The organism is Mucilaginibacter achroorhodeus (genome assembly GCF_007846095.1).
Classification (GTDB): domain Bacteria; phylum Bacteroidota; class Bacteroidia; order Sphingobacteriales; family Sphingobacteriaceae; genus Mucilaginibacter; species Mucilaginibacter achroorhodeus.
In genome coordinates, this window is record NZ_VOEI01000001.1 from 1,076,224 (window position 1) to 1,094,010 (window position 17,787).

At 43.5% G+C, this 17,787-nt stretch carries 14 protein-coding genes and 1 tRNA gene; 7 read left to right on the forward strand and 8 right to left on the reverse strand.

What is annotated here, in order from left to right:
* Nucleotides 1-294: 294 nt before the first annotated feature.
* Nucleotides 295-648 (reverse strand): hypothetical protein, encoded by a 354-nt coding sequence (locus FPZ42_RS05020; protein ID WP_146269370.1) that lies wholly within the window; start codon nucleotides 646-648, stop codon nucleotides 295-297.
* Nucleotides 645-911 carry a helix-turn-helix domain-containing protein gene (locus FPZ42_RS05025; RefSeq protein ID WP_146269371.1) on the reverse strand — a complete coding sequence of 89 codons (267 nt, stop codon included), beginning with the start codon at nucleotides 909-911 and terminating at the stop codon, nucleotides 645-647. The genes FPZ42_RS05020 and FPZ42_RS05025 overlap by 4 nt, the downstream gene beginning before the upstream one ends.
* A gap of 238 nt (nucleotides 912-1,149) precedes the next feature.
* On the opposite strand from FPZ42_RS05025, the gene FPZ42_RS05030 reads away from it, so the two are divergent.
* Complete coding sequence (locus tag FPZ42_RS05030; RefSeq protein WP_146269372.1) at nucleotides 1,150-1,866, forward strand: hypothetical protein; 717 nt, start codon at nucleotides 1,150-1,152, stop codon at nucleotides 1,864-1,866.
* A gap of 37 nt (nucleotides 1,867-1,903) precedes the next feature.
* On the opposite strand, the gene FPZ42_RS05035 is transcribed toward FPZ42_RS05030, so the two are convergent.
* From FPZ42_RS05035 to FPZ42_RS05050, 4 genes are all read right to left on the reverse strand, one after another.
* Complete coding sequence (locus FPZ42_RS05035) at nucleotides 1,904-2,557, reverse strand: zeta toxin family protein (protein ID WP_146269373.1); 654 nt, start codon at nucleotides 2,555-2,557, stop codon at nucleotides 1,904-1,906.
* A gap of 4 nt (nucleotides 2,558-2,561) precedes the next feature.
* The gene (locus FPZ42_RS05040; RefSeq protein ID WP_129567789.1) at nucleotides 2,562-2,834 is read right to left on the reverse strand and encodes a hypothetical protein; all 273 of its coding nucleotides are present in this window, start codon (nucleotides 2,832-2,834) and stop codon (nucleotides 2,562-2,564) included.
* Between the two features lie 44 nt (nucleotides 2,835-2,878).
* A complete protein-coding gene (locus tag FPZ42_RS05045; protein ID WP_146269374.1) occupies nucleotides 2,879-4,117 on the reverse strand; it encodes a site-specific integrase in 1,239 nt (412 codons plus the stop codon).
* 255 nt (nucleotides 4,118-4,372) lie between these two features.
* Nucleotides 4,373-4,446, reverse strand: a tRNA-Asp gene (locus FPZ42_RS05050).
* Between the two features lie 178 nt (nucleotides 4,447-4,624).
* On the opposite strand from FPZ42_RS05050, the gene FPZ42_RS05055 reads away from it, so the two are divergent.
* The 5 genes from FPZ42_RS05055 to FPZ42_RS05075 all read left to right on the forward strand — a co-directional run bounded on the left by FPZ42_RS05055 (nucleotide 4,625) and on the right by FPZ42_RS05075 (nucleotide 13,352).
* Complete coding sequence (locus FPZ42_RS05055) at nucleotides 4,625-6,109, forward strand: xylulokinase (protein ID WP_146269375.1); 1,485 nt, start codon at nucleotides 4,625-4,627, stop codon at nucleotides 6,107-6,109.
* Nucleotides 6,110-6,133: 24 nt separating this feature from the next.
* Nucleotides 6,134-7,465: a xylose isomerase gene (gene xylA / locus FPZ42_RS05060; RefSeq protein ID WP_146269376.1), complete on the forward strand. Its 1,332-nt coding sequence runs from the start codon at nucleotides 6,134-6,136 to the stop codon at nucleotides 7,463-7,465.
* Between the two features lie 24 nt (nucleotides 7,466-7,489).
* On the forward strand, nucleotides 7,490-9,175 hold the full coding sequence (locus FPZ42_RS05065) for a sodium:solute symporter family transporter (RefSeq protein WP_146269377.1): 1,686 nt from the start codon (nucleotides 7,490-7,492) through the stop codon (nucleotides 9,173-9,175).
* A gap of 247 nt (nucleotides 9,176-9,422) precedes the next feature.
* The gene (locus FPZ42_RS19440) at nucleotides 9,423-10,154 is read left to right on the forward strand and encodes a collagen-like triple helix repeat-containing protein (RefSeq protein ID WP_315898387.1); all 732 of its coding nucleotides are present in this window, start codon (nucleotides 9,423-9,425) and stop codon (nucleotides 10,152-10,154) included.
* A 228-nt stretch (nucleotides 10,155-10,382) separates the two neighbouring features.
* Nucleotides 10,383-13,352 (forward strand): outer membrane beta-barrel protein, encoded by a 2,970-nt coding sequence (locus tag FPZ42_RS05075; protein WP_146269378.1) that lies wholly within the window; start codon nucleotides 10,383-10,385, stop codon nucleotides 13,350-13,352.
* Nucleotides 13,353-13,409: 57 nt separating this feature from the next.
* On the opposite strand, the gene FPZ42_RS05080 is transcribed toward FPZ42_RS05075, so the two are convergent.
* Entirely contained in the window at nucleotides 13,410-13,784 is a 375-nt protein-coding gene (locus FPZ42_RS05080; protein WP_146269379.1) for a response regulator, read from the reverse strand.
* Between the two features lie 188 nt (nucleotides 13,785-13,972).
* Nucleotides 13,973-16,153 (reverse strand): S9 family peptidase, encoded by a 2,181-nt coding sequence (locus FPZ42_RS05085; RefSeq protein ID WP_186458680.1) that lies wholly within the window; start codon nucleotides 16,151-16,153, stop codon nucleotides 13,973-13,975.
* A 90-nt stretch (nucleotides 16,154-16,243) separates the two neighbouring features.
* On the opposite strand from FPZ42_RS05085, the gene FPZ42_RS05090 reads away from it, so the two are divergent.
* Nucleotides 16,244-17,779, forward strand: coding sequence for a serine hydrolase (locus FPZ42_RS05090; RefSeq protein WP_146269380.1), 1,536 nt, complete (start codon nucleotides 16,244-16,246; stop codon nucleotides 17,777-17,779).
* Nucleotides 17,780-17,787: the final 8 nt, after the last annotated feature.

A 17,787-nucleotide genomic window follows, 5' to 3' on the forward strand; every position in this document is an offset into this window, starting at 1 on the left:
TTGCAGCGCAAAAAGCAAGCAAAGTAGGGCTCTGCCCAACTTCCGCTTGCTCCCTTACGGGACAAGCCAGGTCGCCATCCATATTTGCACAGTTGATGTTTGAAGCGGTTGTCGCACTTCGCGCGAAAACCGCTGTTAATGGCCAAGAGAAATATTTGAGGGTGTAGAGTTGACTGGTGGGTAATATCATTCTTGAGATAATTGAGTAATAAATTGATATGCCGCTATATTGGTACACTGATACATGTTTATGCGTTATCCCGATATAAAATAGCTGGATAACTCTATATCTAGTTACAGGGTTATATTGTTACCAACATGGCTTGCAGTGTCATTTACTTTCCAGTTTTCCGGCCAGTTAACCATACTTGCTTTTGTCGGGTGAAAGGATGGCAGGTAAAGAATATAGCCGAAGTCCCGTAACTCTTTAATGCACTTTTGATAGGTGGCGGTGGATGCGATTCTTGACGTCGCCATTAAACCGCTTCTGCTAATTTTAAATGGACGCTGATAGCCTGAGCGCTGCCAAAAAATGAAAAGCCCTGAGAAAAGGCTGACGTGTGTTGGAAACAACCGCTCATCCTTACCCAACGATCTGAATAATTTTGAATAGCCCTTTAAATCCGGGGAAGATGATAAGACTTTCATTTTATTTTCCCTTCTAATAATTTGTGAATGTCTTCCAGCTTGTAATAAAGCATTCCGCCTATTTTAGTAAACCTTAATGTACCATTGATACGCAGGTTTTGTAAGGTGCCTGGTGATATGTTTAAAAGCTTTCGTACCTCTATACTTTTAAGCCACTTTTTCCCCTGGCCTTCTTCAGGCCGTATCATTTGCCTGATCTCCTGGAGCAGGTCTTTTTTAAAATCGTTCAAATCATCTTTCGTGATCACTTCAATTGCCGCCATATTTGATTTGTTTAAATTGCAAACAGTAAAAAATATTTATCCATGCTCCCAACGACAAATCCTACTTACGTGGGAATAGTTAAAATGCCTAAAATCAGGCAGAACAAATTTAAACAATGTTTTGATAAAATACAATATTATCAAAACATTTCTTATTTTTGTATAACTCTTTATTGAAATATTCTAAGTAGGAGATACATTACATTTGGAAAATCATCAGTTGACAGGAGCTTAAACAATGGGGAAGATCGCTTACAAAACATATTTGAATGACAGGCTTAAACAAGCAGACTTTCATGGAACACCTACATTTCCCTTGTATATACAGATCACTTACGAACGAAAAAGCATTTTTTTCAAAAGCTATTATTTCCAGTTACTCTCGAAACGTAAGTACTTAATCGTTGTGCCGGGTATAGGTTCAAGGGGGCCGTCTTTAGAATTTGTAAAAAGCAGGGAAGAAGTGGTTATTAATTATTGTATCGACAAACTTGGTGATAACTTTTCACTCGATACTTTCAAAGAATTATATGATGGGATGAGCACTGATTTGTGTGATATGCTGGAAGGTGGCTTTTTTGAATACCTGTTTAATTTCTTTTGGGACGAGGGAAACCCGTCCATGCGGGATGCTATTCATAATGCAATACCTACAGTTACCCCATATAACTTGCTTCATGATTTTAAACGCATGTTTAAAGCCGATTTTTATAATAAGTTGATAGAAAATTCCTTTTACTACGCGCCCCCGTATTTGCCGCTATATGGTTTTAAAGATGGCCCGCAAAAGGGTGACCCAATCATTTTTTCTGTTATGGATTGGCAGGACAACTCTATTAAAGAGAAATTTCAAACTTACGTGGAGAAGACTTACCCGTTTGCGAAGGCTAATGATGTTGTAAAAGCTGTAGATATCTGGGCAGAAAAATATTTGTCCGTATCTTCTGGAAAATAAAAAGCCGCTTCATTTGAAGCGGCTAAAAGGAGGTATTTTAACGACTGGGGCCTCTATAAGGTCGTAATTCTTGTGTAGGCGAAGGTGGTATGAATTTCTCGACAATAGCATTTATCCGATTGACAAACTTTTCAGGTATGTTACTACTTTGATAAACAAGGCTTCGATTTTGTATGCTAAGCAAGGAACGTAAATGCTGATTACTTTTGGAAGCATCAGCGATCTCTACATTGTCAAAGTGATCGGCAAAACGTTCGATATATTCTAACCCTAAATCGTAATTCTGCTGAATGTTTTTAATATCTACAAAATGTCCACCGTCCTTAACTCTTTCATTAACACGGAAAACAGATTGCTCAATACTCTCTAATGTCAAATAGATCAGGTGGGTAGCATAACCATGCGCTTTAAAATGAGCGACAACATCCATCAATGATTCATCTCTAAAATTAGTTTCTAAAGTAAAGTGCCGTCTATCTTTAACTGCGGCGTTCACCTGTTTGAAAAAATCTTTAGTCGCTTCCTCATATACGCTTCGTTTAGGCATACGGGGTGATTGGGCCTCTATCTGTGCAACAACTTTGTCAACATCAAAAATAATGGCACCGGGTTTCGACAAGTCTTTAGAGAAAGTCGATTTTCCCGCTCCATTTGGCCCCGCGACAAATAATAGTTGCGGGTTATTTGACATAAGATCAAAGGGTTTTTATGAAGTGTTCCTGATATTTATCGTCCATCCACATCAAGTCCTTGCGGTCGGCGTATTCGTGTACTGCATGGGACGTAGTTGGGCAAACTGAGGGATCGTAATAGGTAATGTAACCGCCTTTAGCAAATTTTTCCTTTTTCATGGCCTCATACGTTGGCCTAAGACGTTCTTGCAATTCTTCGTCTGTTAGATCAAAGACTGATTTTAAACGTAGGTCGATGGTGGTTGCGTTGCTCATGGTTTGATGAAATGCTCTCATACAAATATAAAGATTGAAATATTAAGAATTATGAATGTTGATATTTAGGCGGTCTTGGCTACACGCTTCTTTGGTACCAGCTTTGCCTCTAATTGCGACATGTCTTCGCTGATCTTATGATCTAAAACTTTAGCATATATCTGCGTAGTCTTGATGCTGGTGTGCCCCATCATCTTAGATACCGTTTCAATGGGCACGCCATTATTTAATGTAACGGTAGTGGCAAATGTGTGGCGTGCAATATGAAAAGTGAGTTCCTTTTCAATATCACAAATACCTGCAAGTTCCTTTAAGTAAGCGTTCATTTTTTGATTACTCATTACAGGCAATAACAGATTTTCAGCGATACATTGCGGATGCTTATCGTAGGCGCGAATAATACCTGCTGCCACAGGTAAGACAGGGATACGGGAAAGTGTATCTGTTTTTTGGCGCTGGGTGTATATCCAGGTTTTGTTGTCGATTCCTTTTACCAGTTCAGAACGTTTAAGCTTTCGTGCATCAACGTAGGCCAGCCCCGTGTAACAACTGAAAACAAAAATATCCCTTACCGTGCGTAAGCGCGCGTTCGGAATTTTCTTTTTTGTCAACCGGTCAAGTTCTTTGGTGTCGAGCACTTGCCGGTAAACCTTTTGGGTACGTGGCTTATAATTCAGATATGGATCGATCGTCAGCCAGCCATTACCAATACAGATCCGCACGATCTTACCGAGGTTCTTGATATATTTTATGGCAGAATTATTGGCGCATTTACGGACAGTCCGGAGATAATATTCAAAGTCGTTTAGAAATGCAAAATTGATCTTACTAACCGGTATGTCACTGGTATTGTATTGCCATTGCATAAAATCTTTGGTGTGCATCAGAGCGGTTTCATAACGCTGCCAGGTGCTTTTTTCAAACTCCTGCCCAACCAAAGCTTTCATCTTTTCATTATGATCTTCAAAAATGGCCACAAGCGTTCTTGCGCGTTCCAACTTACCGGTATAGCGGTTCTTTATAGTTTCTACGGTTACCGTTTCATCGGCAGCAGTCATCTGCCTATGGATCTCGTAAAGCTGATGTTCAATACTACTCATAAACGCATTAAGGGAGCGGGCATCTTCTTTATTACCGGTCGCTCTGCCGGTATCAATATCCCAGCGGTCAGGATCACATCTCCGTCCAATGGAAACTTCGGTACGTTTGCCATCTACTGTGATGCGCAAATAAATAGGGGCTGAACCTGATTCATAATTCTTTGGCTTTCTCAGGCAAAATAGCACGGTGAGCATAGTTCTCATGTTGTTTTAACTTGCTTTTTAAGTGAACAAAATTGTTAATTAAGTCACTTGAAATCAAGATGCGCAATCATTGAACAGGTTGATATACAGATATATATCAGTTAATTCGGGAGTTGTTTTGCGGATCGGGAGTTAACTCCCGAATTATTGTCATTTTCCTTGCGAAAACTTGAATAATTTGGTTTGGCCGTAAAATAAAAAACCCTTCAAATGATATCATTTGAAGGGTTTTGCTTGGTAATGTTACCTTTTTAGCGGAATGGACGGGACTCGAACCCGCGACCCCATGCGTGACAGGCATGTATTCTAACCAGCTGAACTACCACTCCGTTTGGGACTGCAAATATACGCTTCGTTTTTTATTTCACAATTTTTTTTTAAAAAATCTCATTTTGCCCTTTTTTGGGCTTTATTGGCGTCAAAAACACAGTTTTTAAAAAATTAACTTAAATTCGTTTCCCGATACCCAATTATTAACCACGTCATCGCACATTTAATTTTATACCCATGCTGCTTTTAGGCATCGACATTGGTACGTCTTCTGTAAAGGTTAGCATTGTTGATGCTAATAATCAGAGCGTTATCGCATCCGCCCAATATCCCGATACAGAAGCACCCATCATCTCGCTGCAAACCGGCTGGGCCGAACAATCGCCCGATGACTGGTGGCAGCAAACACAGCACGCCCTTGCCAGATGCCATAAAACCGGCAAGTACAATGCAAAAGATATCGTTGCTATTGGTATAGCTTACCAGATGCACGGATTGGTTTTGGTTGATAAAAACCAAAAATTACTCCGCAACAGCATCATCTGGTGCGATAGCCGTGCGGTGGAGTTGGGCGACCATGCCTTTAACGCCATTGGCAAAGAGCAATGCCTAACACACATGCTTAATTCGCCGGGTAATTTTACCGCGGCAAAACTGGCTTGGGTGAAACAAAACGAGCCGGACATTTACAACCGGATAGATAAAGTGATGCTTCCGGGCGATTACATTGCGCTTAAACTTACCGGCGAGATTACTACTTCACCGTCGGCTTTATCTGAGGGCATCTTTTATGATTTTCAGGAAAACGGTATCTCAGGCGATGTAGTTAACTATTTTGGGTTTGCGAGGGAATTTTTTCCTGAAATAAAACCGGTGTTTGCAGATCACGGCCGTGTATCAATACAAGCTGCTGATCTGCTCGGCATTACTGCCGGTATCCCGGTTGCTTATAAAGCGGGCGACCAGCCCAATAATGCTTTGTCGTTAAATGTGCTCAACCCGGGCGAGGTGGCAGCTAATGCAGGTACCTCAGGCGTTATTTATGGTGTAAGCGACCAGTTAAAGGCCGATCCGCAATCGAGAGTAAACACTTTTGCGCATGTTAACCACCAGGATGATCAAAAGCGTCTCGGCGTATTGCTTTGCATTAATGGCACAGGCAGCTTTTACAGGTGGATAAAAAACACCTTTGCCCAGGTACTCTCTTACCAGCAAATGAATAATGAGGCTGCAAAAAGCCCTGTTGGCAGCAATGGGCTGCTCATGCTTCCGTTTGGTAATGGTGCCGAACGGATGCTAAATAATAAACAGGTAGGAGCGCATATCCAGCATATAAATCTTAACCTTCACACCCCTGCAGACATTTTCAGAGCGGCTCAAGAGGGGATAGCCTGCGCCTTTAGATACGGTTTTGATATTATGCGCGAAACAGGAATGAATCCAACCGTGATACGCGCTGGCAAAACCAACATGTTCTTAAGCGAGGTTTTCACACAATCTTTTGTGGATGCCACCGGCGTACCTGTTGAGCTTTATGAGAATGATGGCAGCCTTGGGGCGGCTCTTGGCGCAGGTATTGGCGCCGGTATATTCGCCAGCCCTAAAGAAGCATTTGGTTCTCAAAAGAAGATCGGCACCATCGAACCCCGGGATATACAACGCATGGAAAACGTTTACCGGAACTGGAAAAGCTTGCTCCAAACTCATTTAGATAAAGCTTAATATTTAACAATCACATACATCGATATGAAAGTAGTAACAGGTAGTAAAGAATATTTTAAAGGCATCAGCCAGATCAAATACGAGGGCGTTGAAAGCCATAATCCGCTGGCATTTCGCTGGTATGATGAGAACCGGATAATTGCCGGCAAATCCATGAAAGATCATCTGCGTTTTGCTTGTGCGTATTGGCATTCGTTCTGCGGCAATGGTGCCGATCCGTTTGGTGCTCCTACTCATCAATTCCCATGGGACGCGAACACCTCTGATGCAGTTGCGCGCGCCAAAGACAAAATGGATGCCGCCTTTGAATTTATCACCAAAATGAATCTGCCTTACTACTGCTTCCACGATGTGGATGTGGTTGATTTTACAAACGATGTGAACGACAATGAGCGCCGCCTGCAGGCAATGGTTGAATACGCCAAACAAAAGCAGGCAGAAAGCGGTGTAAAATTACTGTGGGGTACTTCAAACCTGTTCAGCAATCCACGCTACATGAATGGTGCTGCAACCAATCCGGATTTCCAGGTGCTGGCCCACGCCGGTGCGCAGGTTAAAGCGGCTATTGATGCCACTATTGCCCTGGGCGGAGAAAATTATGTATTCTGGGGAGGTCGCGAAGGTTATATGTCGCTGCTGAATACCGACATGGGCCGCGAGCAGGACCACCTTGCCCGCTTCCTGCATACGGCAAAAGATTATGCGCGCAAACAAGGCTTCAAAGGCACTTTCTTTATTGAGCCAAAACCTTGTGAACCAACCAAACACCAGTATGATTATGACGCGGCAACTGTTTTAAGCTTCCTGCGCAAGTATGATCTGCTTAATGATTTTAAACTAAACCTTGAAGTTAATCATGCAACCCTTGCGGGCCATACCTTCCAGCACGAATTGCAGGTTGCGGCTGATGCGGGCTTGTTGGGCTCTATAGATGCTAACCGTGGCGATACGCAAAACGGCTGGGATACCGATCAGTTCCCTAATGATATTACGGAGGTAACAGAATACATGCTTATCATATTGCAAGCAGGTGGTTTTGCAGGTGGCGGTATCAACTTTGATGCTAAGATCCGCCGCAACTCTACTGATCCTGCCGATCTGTTCTATGCGCATATTGGCGGCATGGATGTGTTTGCACGCGCTTTGGTAACGGCTGATAACATTCTGCAAAATTCAGATTACAAAAAGGTCCGCCAGGAAAGGTATGCTTCTTTTGACAGTGGCAAGGGTAAAGATTTTGAATCCGGAAACCTATCATTAGAAGACCTGCGCCAGTTTGCCATAGCTAACGGCGAACCTGCGGTAACAAGCGGCAAACAGGAATATTTAGAAAACCTGATAAACCGTTACATTTAACCACCAGCAAAACCAAAATTATAGATGAAGACCTTATCAAACGGCGACTACTTTGTATTCCTGATATACTTTGTTGTTGTGGCCGCTTACGGCTATTGGATATACAAGCGCAAGCACGATGCTGATGCCACCTCAAAGGATTACTTTTTAGCCGAAGGATCGCTCACCTGGTGGGCTATTGGCGCATCGCTTATCGCGTCGAATATTTCGGCAGAGCAATTTATCGGCACAAGTGGTTCGGCGTTTAAAATGGGCCTTGCCATCTCTACTTACGAGTGGATGGCCGCCGCTACGCTCATTATCGTAGCCATATTCTTTATCCCCATATACCTGCGCAACAAGATCTTTACCATGCCGCAGTTTCTTAATGATAGGTATAACGGTACGGTGGCAATGGTAATGGCTATCTTCTGGTTGTTATTATACATTGTGGTTAACCTGATGTCGATATTATACCTGGGGGCCTTGGCTATCAGCGGCATATCCGGCATTAATATTATCTGGTGCATACTTGCACTTGCTGTATTTGCTGTCATCATCACACTGGGTGGCATGAAGGTTATAGGTTACACTGATGTGATCCAGGTATTTGTATTAATACTTGGCGGGCTGGTTGCAACTTACCTTGCGCTAAATCTCATCAGCGAAAAATCGGGCACCACCGGTATGTGGAACGGGCTCAACATTATGCGCTCGGAGGCCAGCGATCACTTCCATATGATATTTGATAAAAGCAATCCAAACTACATGGAAATGCCGGGCCTGTCTGTTCTTATCGGCGGCATGATCATCGTAAACTTAAACTATTGGGGTTGCAACCAGTACATCACACAAAGGGCATTGGGTGCCGATCTAAAAACTGCACGCGGCGGTATTTTATTTGCAGCATTCCTTAAATTGCTGATGCCTATCATTGTGGTAATACCGGGCATCGCCGTTTACCTGCTTTATCAAAAAGGCATGTTCCATCAGGAAATGCTTAGCTCGTCAGGCGTTACAGACCCTAACAAAGCTTATCCCTCTCTTTTAAACCTGTTGCCTACCGGTTTAAAGGGTTTATCATTTGCTGCGCTTACCGCTGCAATTGTGGCTTCATTAGCAGGTAAGGCAAATAGTATCGCAACCATTTTTACGCTTGATATTTATAAAAAAGCTATTAACCCAGGTGCCACTGATAAAAGGTTGGTAAGCCTGGGCAAAATATCTGTTGGTGTAGCAATGGGTTTGGGTGTTGTAATGTCGTTACTAATAGGTGAGCAACTGATGGGAGAGGGTAAACAAGGGTTCCAATACATCCAGGAATATACCGGCTTTGTATCACCGGGTATATTTGCCATGTTCATCCTTGGTTTCTTCTGGAAAAAAGCCACTTCAAATGCAGCGTTGTTTGCTACCATTGGTGGTTTTATTTTCTCATGTTTCTTCAAGTTCTTACCTCAAATAGCCGATCTTTCGTTCCTTGCACCATTTGGCTTTTCAAAGGATAATGGCAAAGGGGTTTATGAGATACCTTTTATTGACAGGATGGGCTTCGTGTTTGTTTTGTGCGTGATAGGAATGTACATTATTTCTATGATCGACCAAGCAAAGGGCGTTAAAACCAAAGGACTTGAGGTTGATGCATCGATGTTTAAAACGTCGCGTGCGTTTACCGCAGGTGCCATTATCGTAGGCGGTATTATCGTAGCGCTGTATTCATTCTTCTGGTAAAAGTCTTTATCAATATCGAAGGCGGCCTTGTGCCGCCTTTTTTTGTTTAATATATGCTGTAATCAAAGGTAACTCAATACACTTTCTTTAAATAAGAACTTGTTACACCTGTTAGCCGGAAGGCTGTAAACGAGTTTAAAGCAGATTTATTTCATGGGTCAACCCTTTTTTGAAACTTAATGTTAAAGGCCTCGTAGAAGGCTAATACACTAATTCAAAATCCTCACACAATAAAGAATACTTCCTCATGAAAAAATCTAAACTACTACTAACAGCCATTGCGTTATGCTGCCTTAGCCTTGGCGCCTGCAAAAAATCTACCACACCCGGCCCGCAAGGCCCTAAGGGCGATGTTGGCGCAACAGGTGAAAAAGGTGATACCGGTCCGCAAGGGCCAACCGGAGCCACGGGTGCAACTGGTGCTACCGGAGCCAATGGCACTAATGGCACCAACGGAGCAAAAGGAGATACAGGCGCTACGGGAGCCACAGGTGCAACTGGTGCTACGGGAGCCACAGGTGCAACTGGTGCTACCGGAGCCACAGGCGCAACCGGTGCTACGGGCGCTGCAGGCGCAAACGGAAAAGATGGTGTTGATGGTAAAGATGGGAATGCCAATATCCAAAGCTTTTTGTTGAGCAACAGGGGCGTAACACTTACAGGATTTACCCGCCTGGCAATACCGGCAATTACCCAGGATATAGTTGACAAGGGCATTGTGCTTGTTTATTTCAGGGTTACCGGGCAAACCACCTCTTATTATTCGTTACCGTACAATGAAACAGACCGCTCTATAAGCGTATCAAATTATGGGGTAGGTTATGTAGATATTAAAGCCAACTTTACTGTAGCTTCAGGCCTTGATTTTCGGGTTGTTGTAATACCTGGATCAACGCTTGGCAGCCTGGGCGTTAATCACCCCGGCTTAAACCTACGCAGCTTTAGCGAGGTAGCATCAGCCTTCGGACTAAGAAATTAACATACAGGCAGTTATTGTCTTTATTTCAATACATTTGATCTAAACTTTCACTATCAGCCCCGCCAAAGCGGGGCTTTTATTTTTTATTTATGTAACAATCGTATCGCTTACATATTATAATATGTAACAATGATATGATTATTAATTTTTTGAGTAGTATTTAATGAACATTTGCACAATAAATGCTATTTGCAGTATACAAACCCCTGCTACAAAAGAAATTATTTTATGAAGTACATCTATTTAATATTAGCACTTACCGGCTTAAGCTTTTTGCAGGCTTCTGCCCAAACAGCACGGCCTTTGAGCGGTACGGTTATCGACTCAACAAAACTTACCCTGCCGGGCAGCAGCGTAAAATATAAAGATGAGCTTGGCGACAGCACCGTTACCAGCACTGACGTAAACGGCAAGTTCACCTTCCCGGCTGTAAAGGGTAATAAGATCACCTTAACTATCAGCTCGATAGGTTACCAGGGCATTATTAAACATTACACTATCCCCGCCGATGGCAAAGCGGTTGCTTTAGACCCTATTGTACTTAAATCATCTGTAAGGCAATTAGGTGCGGTAACCATCGTAGGTGTTAACCCGGTTGTATTTAAGGAGGATACCGTGCAGTATTCGGTTAGTGCATACAAGGTACGCGAGAACGCGCCCATTGAGGATGTGATCAAAAAAATACCCGGCATTGATGTGGATAAAGACGGTAACGTTACCGCCCAGGGCAAACAGGTTACCAAGGTGCGCGTAAATGGTAAAGACTTTTTTGGCGGCGATGTGCAAAGCGCTACCAAAAACCTGCCTGCCGACGTAATTGAGAGCGTACAGATAGTTGATGACTATGGTGACCAGGCCAACCTTACCGGCATCAAAACCGGCGAGCCGAACAAGATATTAAACTTCACTATCCGTAAGGATAAAAACTACGGCTATTTTGGACAAGCAACGGCAGGTGATGGCCGTGACCTTTTACCGAAAGAAGCAGATGCCGATGTTAAGAACGAAAACCGCTACGTAGGCCTGTTAAACATTTTTAAATTTAAAGGCGACCAGCAAATAGCCCTATTAGGTAGCATTAACAATACCAACGTTAACACCTTTAGTTATGGCACACCTACCACGGGCGGTGGCGGCGGCGGTTTTGGCGGCGGCGGTGGTGGCCGTGGTAACGCGTTGCGTGGTGGCAATAACGGCTCTACAACTAATGCTAATGGTATCACCAACGCTCACTCTATCGGTTTAAACTTTAGGGATCAGTGGGGCAAAGCACTTTCGGTATATGGTAGCTACAGCTTTACAGATAACACTACTTTCACCAACTCAACCGTTATTCAAAAGAATAACTCGTTAGATGCAAGCACCAGTAATCAGCAAAGCCAAACCACCAGCAACCCTACTAACCACCGCTTTAATTTTAATTTGGAGTGGAAACCGGATACACTGAACTACTTGAAAGTTACGCCAACGTTTACCTATGCTGGCAGTGATGTAAGTAGTGTTGATAACGTAATTTCGCAACGTACCAACCAAAGTGGTCAACCGTTTACCAATCTGGCTTATACATCAACGTCTACAACCAATTCTGTATCTCCAAATTATGGCCTTACAGGTTTTTACAATCGCCGTTTTAAAAACAGCAAACGCAACTTAAACATTGGTTTTAGCGCCAGTACAGGTTACACTTATCAATTTGATAACCCGATATATAACTACACCGCCGGTGCCGGTACAGCCCCTGCAAACCAGGTTACCTATACCGATAGCAAGAACCATAGCTACGGTGTAAATGGTTCATACCTGGAGCCGATAGGCAAGGTATCTTTCCTGGAGTTAAATTATGCCCTAAATTATAGCTTTACTTCGAGCGATAAGGAAGCTGATACCGCTTATGCATTAGACCCGACCCGTTACCACAGGTATGATCTTTTAAGCAACCGCTATCAGTATACTTTTACTACCAACCGTTTCGGATTAAACTACCGCATTATCGAGAAAAAATACAACGTAACCCTGGGTATTGGTGGCCAGCCTGCAAAACTGGATGGTGTAAATTTGTTCACTAACGTTAGAACAAGCATATCAACATTCAATGTTATACCGGCTGCAAGTTTCAATTACATGTTCTCGCGCAGCCAGGCATTACGCTTTAACTACAACGGCGCAAGCAACCAGCCAACGTTTGACCAATTGCAACCGGTAATTGACTTCACCAACGCACTTTACCCGGTACAGGGTAACCCCAACCTTAAGCCCGAGTTTTCTAACAACTTATCGTTGCGTTACAATGCGTTCAGTTTTCAAACGGGTAATATCTTTTTCATCAACGCAAACTATACGCAAACCGATCATAAAATTGTCCAGAACGTAGTGTTTTATCCGGCAAGGTTTACTGCCGCAACATTAGCTGCCAATCCTGATCTGAAAAAATATCAAAACACCAACCTGGTGCAATATTTAAATGCAGATGGTTACTATACCTACGGAGCCAACGTGCTTTACTCGAAACCATGGAAAGAGCGTAGGTACACATTGATATTTGGCTCAGGCATCAGTTATACTAACAATGTTGGTTACACCCAAACGGTAGATTCGCTGAATAACACGTCACCTTTAGCTAAAAACATTGCTAAAACTTTAACCGTTACCCCGCAGCTACGTTTCCGTGTAAATATTAATGATGTGATAGACGCTGAAGCTTTTTCAAGATTGTCTTTAAACAAAATAGATAACACTTTGCTAACTGCCGGCACTCAAAACACCAATATCAGATCTTTAGACTTAGGTGTTAACGGTAAAAATTATGTTTGGAAAGACTGGACTTTCTCTTACGATTATACCAAAACGCTCAACTACGGCTACGACTCAAAGCTGAACGTTAAAAACCCAAACATATTTAATGCTTACGTAGAGCGCCGTTTCCTGAAGGATTATCGCGGTACTTTACGCTTAGCCATGTACGATATATTTAATGAGAACACCGGTTTCTCTGTTACCAACACAGGTAGCATTGTAACTCAAACCAACGTTAACAGGCTTGGCCGTTACGCGTTGCTAACTTTCACTTACCGTTTGCAGAAATTTGCGGGTAAAGCCCCATCTAATCCTGAAAGAGGTTTCCGCGGTGGCGATCGCCCTGGCGGTGGCCCTCCGGGTGGTGGCATGGGTGGCCCTCCTCCGGGTGGCGGCCCAATGTAATATAAAAAAGAAGACCCCGCTGTTCGGCAGCGGGGTCTTCTTTTTTATATGATCTAATCAGTGATTCACCAGTACGGTATTGATTACTTTTTCTAACTCTTCAAGGTCGAAAGGTTTTGCCAGGTAAGCCTCGGCACCAGCATGGTCTGCCAGTAATTGGATATCGCTATTGGCAGAAAAATATACCACTGGGATGTGTTTCAGCTTCTCATCCTTTTTTAGGGTTTGGGTTGCAATAATACCACCTGCATCAGGTATCCAGTTGTCCATTAAAACAACATCAGGTATCACGGCACCAACTTTTTCTACAATGTTATTACAGTCTGTATGGGTATGAACCTCCCATCCCTGTTCTTCGAGAATGTAATTGCAGATAGAAAGAATATCCTCATCGTCATCAAAAATGATGATCTTTTTAATGGTTTCGCTCATGGGTAATGTAGATGGTGAAACTATAAAGAAGTTTTAAAAAAAGCAAATTTTTTAATTAGGGGTGAAACCGCGCCGAAACCCATTTTTTCACCTACGCGCTATGTAACATAAAACTTTTTAGAGTGTTTTAAAAAAACACAAAAAAACCTGCTTTAATAAAGCAGGTTTAATTTTTTTAACTCTAAGTATTATTTCGCTCCCGGCGGGCAGTGCTCCCTCAGGTATTTGGTGTAAAGCGTTCTTAAGTGCGTACCGGTGCCCGGGCCTTCAGATATGCTGTGCGTACGGTTAGGGTAAGACATTAGTTGAAACTGTTTATTGTACTTAACCAGTTCGTTTATCAGCTCCTCGGCATTCTTGTAATGCACGTTATCATCGCCTGTACCATGTATGTAAAGCAGGTTGCCTCTCAGGTTTTTTGCATAGGTAATAGGCGAACCTTTGATGAATGGCGCACGGCCTTCTTCGTTGGTTGGCACACCCATGTAGCGCTCCTGGTAAATGTTATCGTAAGTAAGCTGGTCGCCAACGGCTGCAATAGCAATACCTGTTTTATAGATCTCAGGGTATTGGAACATCAGGTTAAGGGTTGATGAACCACCACCGCTCCAGCCCCAAACGGCCACGCGGCTGCTATCAACATACGGCCATTTCATGATCTCTTTTGCACCCATTGCCTGGTCGCGGATGTTGATGATACCGATGTTCTTATAAATCGCCTTGCGCCATGCAGCACCTTTTGGTGCAGGTGCGCCACGGTTTTCTAACGATATGTAGATGTAACCATCGCCCGCCATATCGCCTGCGTAAAGGAAATCACGGCCTGCGCCATAAGTGTCTGTTACAGTTTGTGAAGCCGGCTCGCCGTATACGTAAAAAACTACCGGATATTTCTTGCTCGGGTCAAAGTTGGTTGGCTTTTTCATCCAACCGTCCAGTTCAACACCGTCAACCGTTTTCACTTTAAAGAACTCGGTTTTATTCTGGGCATCCACATCAAGCTTAATATTATCACCGCTGATGTGTTGATGATCAGGAAGGCTCACTACCTCGCTTTGCGGGCGGGTGTATGCGTTTGAAAAATTGTGCATGGCCAATTTACCGCCCGGCGCCACTTCATAATCATGCGTACCAGGCTGTGTTGCAGGGCTAAGGCGCTCTTCTTTGCCGCCATTTATTTTAATGCGGTACAAGTAGCTTTGCGTAGCATTAGTTGGTGATGCGGTGAAGTATATATACCCGCTGGCCTCGTCTATCAGTTTAATACCGGTAATATCGTAGTTGCCTTTGGTCACCAGTGTTTCTTTGCCCTCGCGGGTGATCTTGTAGATGTGTCTCCAGCCGTCCTTTTCGCTCACCCATAAAAATTCTTTGCCTTTGTTAAGCCATTCCCAACCAACCGGGTTACCTTCGTTCCAGCGTGCTTTACCGTCTATCCACGCTTTGTCTGTTTCCTGGTGGATAACGCGAGTTGTACCGTTAGATATGTTACCGATAAACACTTTACTTTCTGTTTGTGCGCGGTTAAGTTGCTCCAAAATTATCTCGTTAGGGTTTGTAGAAAACTCCATACGGGTAATGTAGTGCTGCACAGCATCGCCGGGTACAGCCATCCATTTTTTGGCAGCGGTGTTAACATCAACTACACCAATGCGGCACATGCTCGGGTCTTCGCCAGCTACCGGGTACTCTACCGGGATGGTGAACGAGTAAGTAGAATCCGTAGTGTTCAGCATCAGGTAGTTCTTAATCTTGGTTGCATCTATTTGCCAGTAAGCAATGTTACGGCTATCCGGCGACCAGCGGAAACCATCCCTGCAGTCAAACTCCTCTTCATAAGCCCAGTCAAAAGTTCCGTTTATCAGCCTTTTGGTACCATCGTTAGTCAATTTTTTGATACTGTTATCGGCAAGGGTTTCTACATAGATATTATGCTCGCTTACATAAGCAACCTTGCTGCCATCCGGAGAGAATTTGGCAAACATTAATGACGATGCAGGCAGGCCTTTACCTAATTGTACCAGGCTTTTCTTGTTAGCATCATACACCCAGTAATCGCCGCGGGTATCATAACGCCATACCTTTTTTGTGTTGTTGTTTATTAGCACCTTTTGCCCATCATCTGAAAGGCTGAAACGGCGTATACCTATGGCAGGTTTGCCTTGCGGCGTAAGCATATCCTTGGTTATCCAGGCAGTTTGCTTGCTATCATCGCGGGCATCAACCTTAAATATTTCTCCGCTTTTTATCTGATAATATTGGCTGCCGTCTTTAGTCCAGTTAATGCTTTGCGCTTTGGTTGTTTGCCAGCCCATAGGCACAAACAATACCAGCGCAAACCATTTTTTACAGTAAAACTTTATGTTCATTACGGTTAATTTGATTTGTTATATAAAATAAATAATGGTGCAGTAAAAATTGCGTTAAATTAGCATTTTAAAGCTTAAGCTAACAAGTTGATGAAAAAATTACGCCTGCTTTTCTTATCCGTACTGGTAACCGGTCTTTCGGCAAATGCACAAAAGATCGATCGTAGTAAGTTTATAACCGACAGCCTGGATGGCTACATTAACCGTGCACTAACCAACTGGCGCATACCCGGTGCTGCGGTTTGTATTGTTAAGGATGGCAAGATAGTGATGATGAAGGGCTATGGCATTAAGGAGCTTGGCCTGCCCAATAAGGTAGATGCAAATACGCTGTTCATGATAGGCAGTAACACTAAAGCCTTCACGGCAACCGCTTTAGCAATGTTACAAGCCGATAAAAAGATCTCACTTGATGACCGCGTTACCAAATACATCCCCGAGTTTAAGCTGGAGAACCATGCAGCGGGCGAACAGGCCATCATCAAAGACCTGCTATGCCACCGCCTGGGTTTTCGCACGTTTCAGGGCGATTTTACTTTTTATAACAGTAACCTAAGCCGCCACGAGATCATCGAGAAGCTTGGTAAAATTAAGGCTACCTATCCTTTCCGTACCACATGGGGCTATACCAATGCTGCTTTCTTAACTGCAGGCGAGATCATCAATCGCGCCGTTGGAAAACAATGGGAAACCTATTTAAAGGAAAGCATTTTTACACCGCTTGGCATGAGCAACACCCTGGCTTTAACTGCCGATATGCCTAAAGCAACCAACCGCACCGTACCACATACTTTGGTTGACGGCCGCTTAACCGCCTTACCTTATGCCACACTTGATGGACTTGCACCGGCGGGCGCCATCAGCTCATCAGCTAATGATATGGGCAAATGGGTAATGGCTTTGCTGGATAATGGCAAAGTGGGCAACAAACAAGTGATCCCAGCAGCAGCAATAGCTGCTACACGGCAAGCACAAGACTATGTAAGCAATGTAAACCACCTGAACGGCGACAGCGGATTTGAGCTTTATGGTTTAGGCTGGTTTCTGCAGGACTATTGCGGCAAACGCCTGGTAATGCACGATGGTGGGGTTACCGGCTACGTATCTTCGGTAACCATAGTACCAAGCGAAAAATTGGGTATTGTGATTTTAACCAATACCGATGCCAACGCGCTTTATGAAGCTTTACGCTGGGATATTTTAGATGCTTATTTGGGTAACAAAAACTATCATTACAATGATGTTTACCTGGCTTACAACAAAACCAATACGGCTACCATGCAGGCTATTGACAAGCAAAAACGCGATACTGTGATGATGAACCTGAAGCCGCAACTATCCATTGGCAAATACACGGGTAAGTATTATAACGACCTGTACGGCAACATGACCATTGAGCGGGGCGAGGAAGGCAACCAGCTTGAAGCACGCTTTGAGCATCACCCAAAAATGTACGCCAAGATGATGCCTTTGGGTGGTAACAGGTTTGAGGTGGAGTTCTCGGATCCAACTTTTGGAAAATCTGTTTTCCCATTCTTTGTTAAAGACGGCAAAGTGACCGGCATACGCGTAAAAGTTGCTGATTTTGTTGAGAAAGACCCTTACGATTTTAGGAAACTGGATTGATATTAATC

What these genes read in the sequence shown, in the direction of transcription:
- FPZ42_RS05025 (WP_146269371.1), bottom strand. Translation starts at nt 911, where the DNA reads ATGGCGGCAATTGAAGTGATCACGAAAGATGATTTGAACGATTTTAAA.
- FPZ42_RS05030 (WP_146269372.1), top strand. Translation starts at nt 1,150, where the DNA reads ATGGGGAAGATCGCTTACAAAACATATTTGAATGACAGGCTTAAACAA.
- FPZ42_RS05035 (WP_146269373.1), bottom strand. Translation starts at nt 2,557, where the DNA reads ATGTCAAATAACCCGCAACTATTATTTGTCGCGGGGCCAAATGGAGCG.
- FPZ42_RS19440 (WP_315898387.1), top strand. Translation starts at nt 9,423, where the DNA reads ATGAAAAAATCTAAACTACTACTAACAGCCATTGCGTTATGCTGCCTT.
- FPZ42_RS05040 (WP_129567789.1), bottom strand. Translation starts at nt 2,834, where the DNA reads ATGAGAGCATTTCATCAAACCATGAGCAACGCAACCACCATCGACCTA.
- FPZ42_RS05090 (WP_146269380.1), top strand. Translation starts at nt 16,244, where the DNA reads ATGAAAAAATTACGCCTGCTTTTCTTATCCGTACTGGTAACCGGTCTT.
- FPZ42_RS05075 (WP_146269378.1), top strand. Translation starts at nt 10,383, where the DNA reads ATGAAGTACATCTATTTAATATTAGCACTTACCGGCTTAAGCTTTTTG.
- FPZ42_RS05055 (WP_146269375.1), top strand. Translation starts at nt 4,625, where the DNA reads ATGCTGCTTTTAGGCATCGACATTGGTACGTCTTCTGTAAAGGTTAGC.
- FPZ42_RS05020 (WP_146269370.1), bottom strand. Translation starts at nt 648, where the DNA reads ATGAAAGTCTTATCATCTTCCCCGGATTTAAAGGGCTATTCAAAATTA.
- xylA (WP_146269376.1), top strand. Translation starts at nt 6,134, where the DNA reads ATGAAAGTAGTAACAGGTAGTAAAGAATATTTTAAAGGCATCAGCCAG.
- FPZ42_RS05085 (WP_186458680.1), bottom strand. Translation starts at nt 16,153, where the DNA reads ATGAACATAAAGTTTTACTGTAAAAAATGGTTTGCGCTGGTATTGTTT.
- FPZ42_RS05045 (WP_146269374.1), bottom strand. Translation starts at nt 4,117, where the DNA reads ATGAGAACTATGCTCACCGTGCTATTTTGCCTGAGAAAGCCAAAGAAT.
- FPZ42_RS05065 (WP_146269377.1), top strand. Translation starts at nt 7,490, where the DNA reads ATGAAGACCTTATCAAACGGCGACTACTTTGTATTCCTGATATACTTT.
- FPZ42_RS05080 (WP_146269379.1), bottom strand. Translation starts at nt 13,784, where the DNA reads ATGAGCGAAACCATTAAAAAGATCATCATTTTTGATGACGATGAGGAT.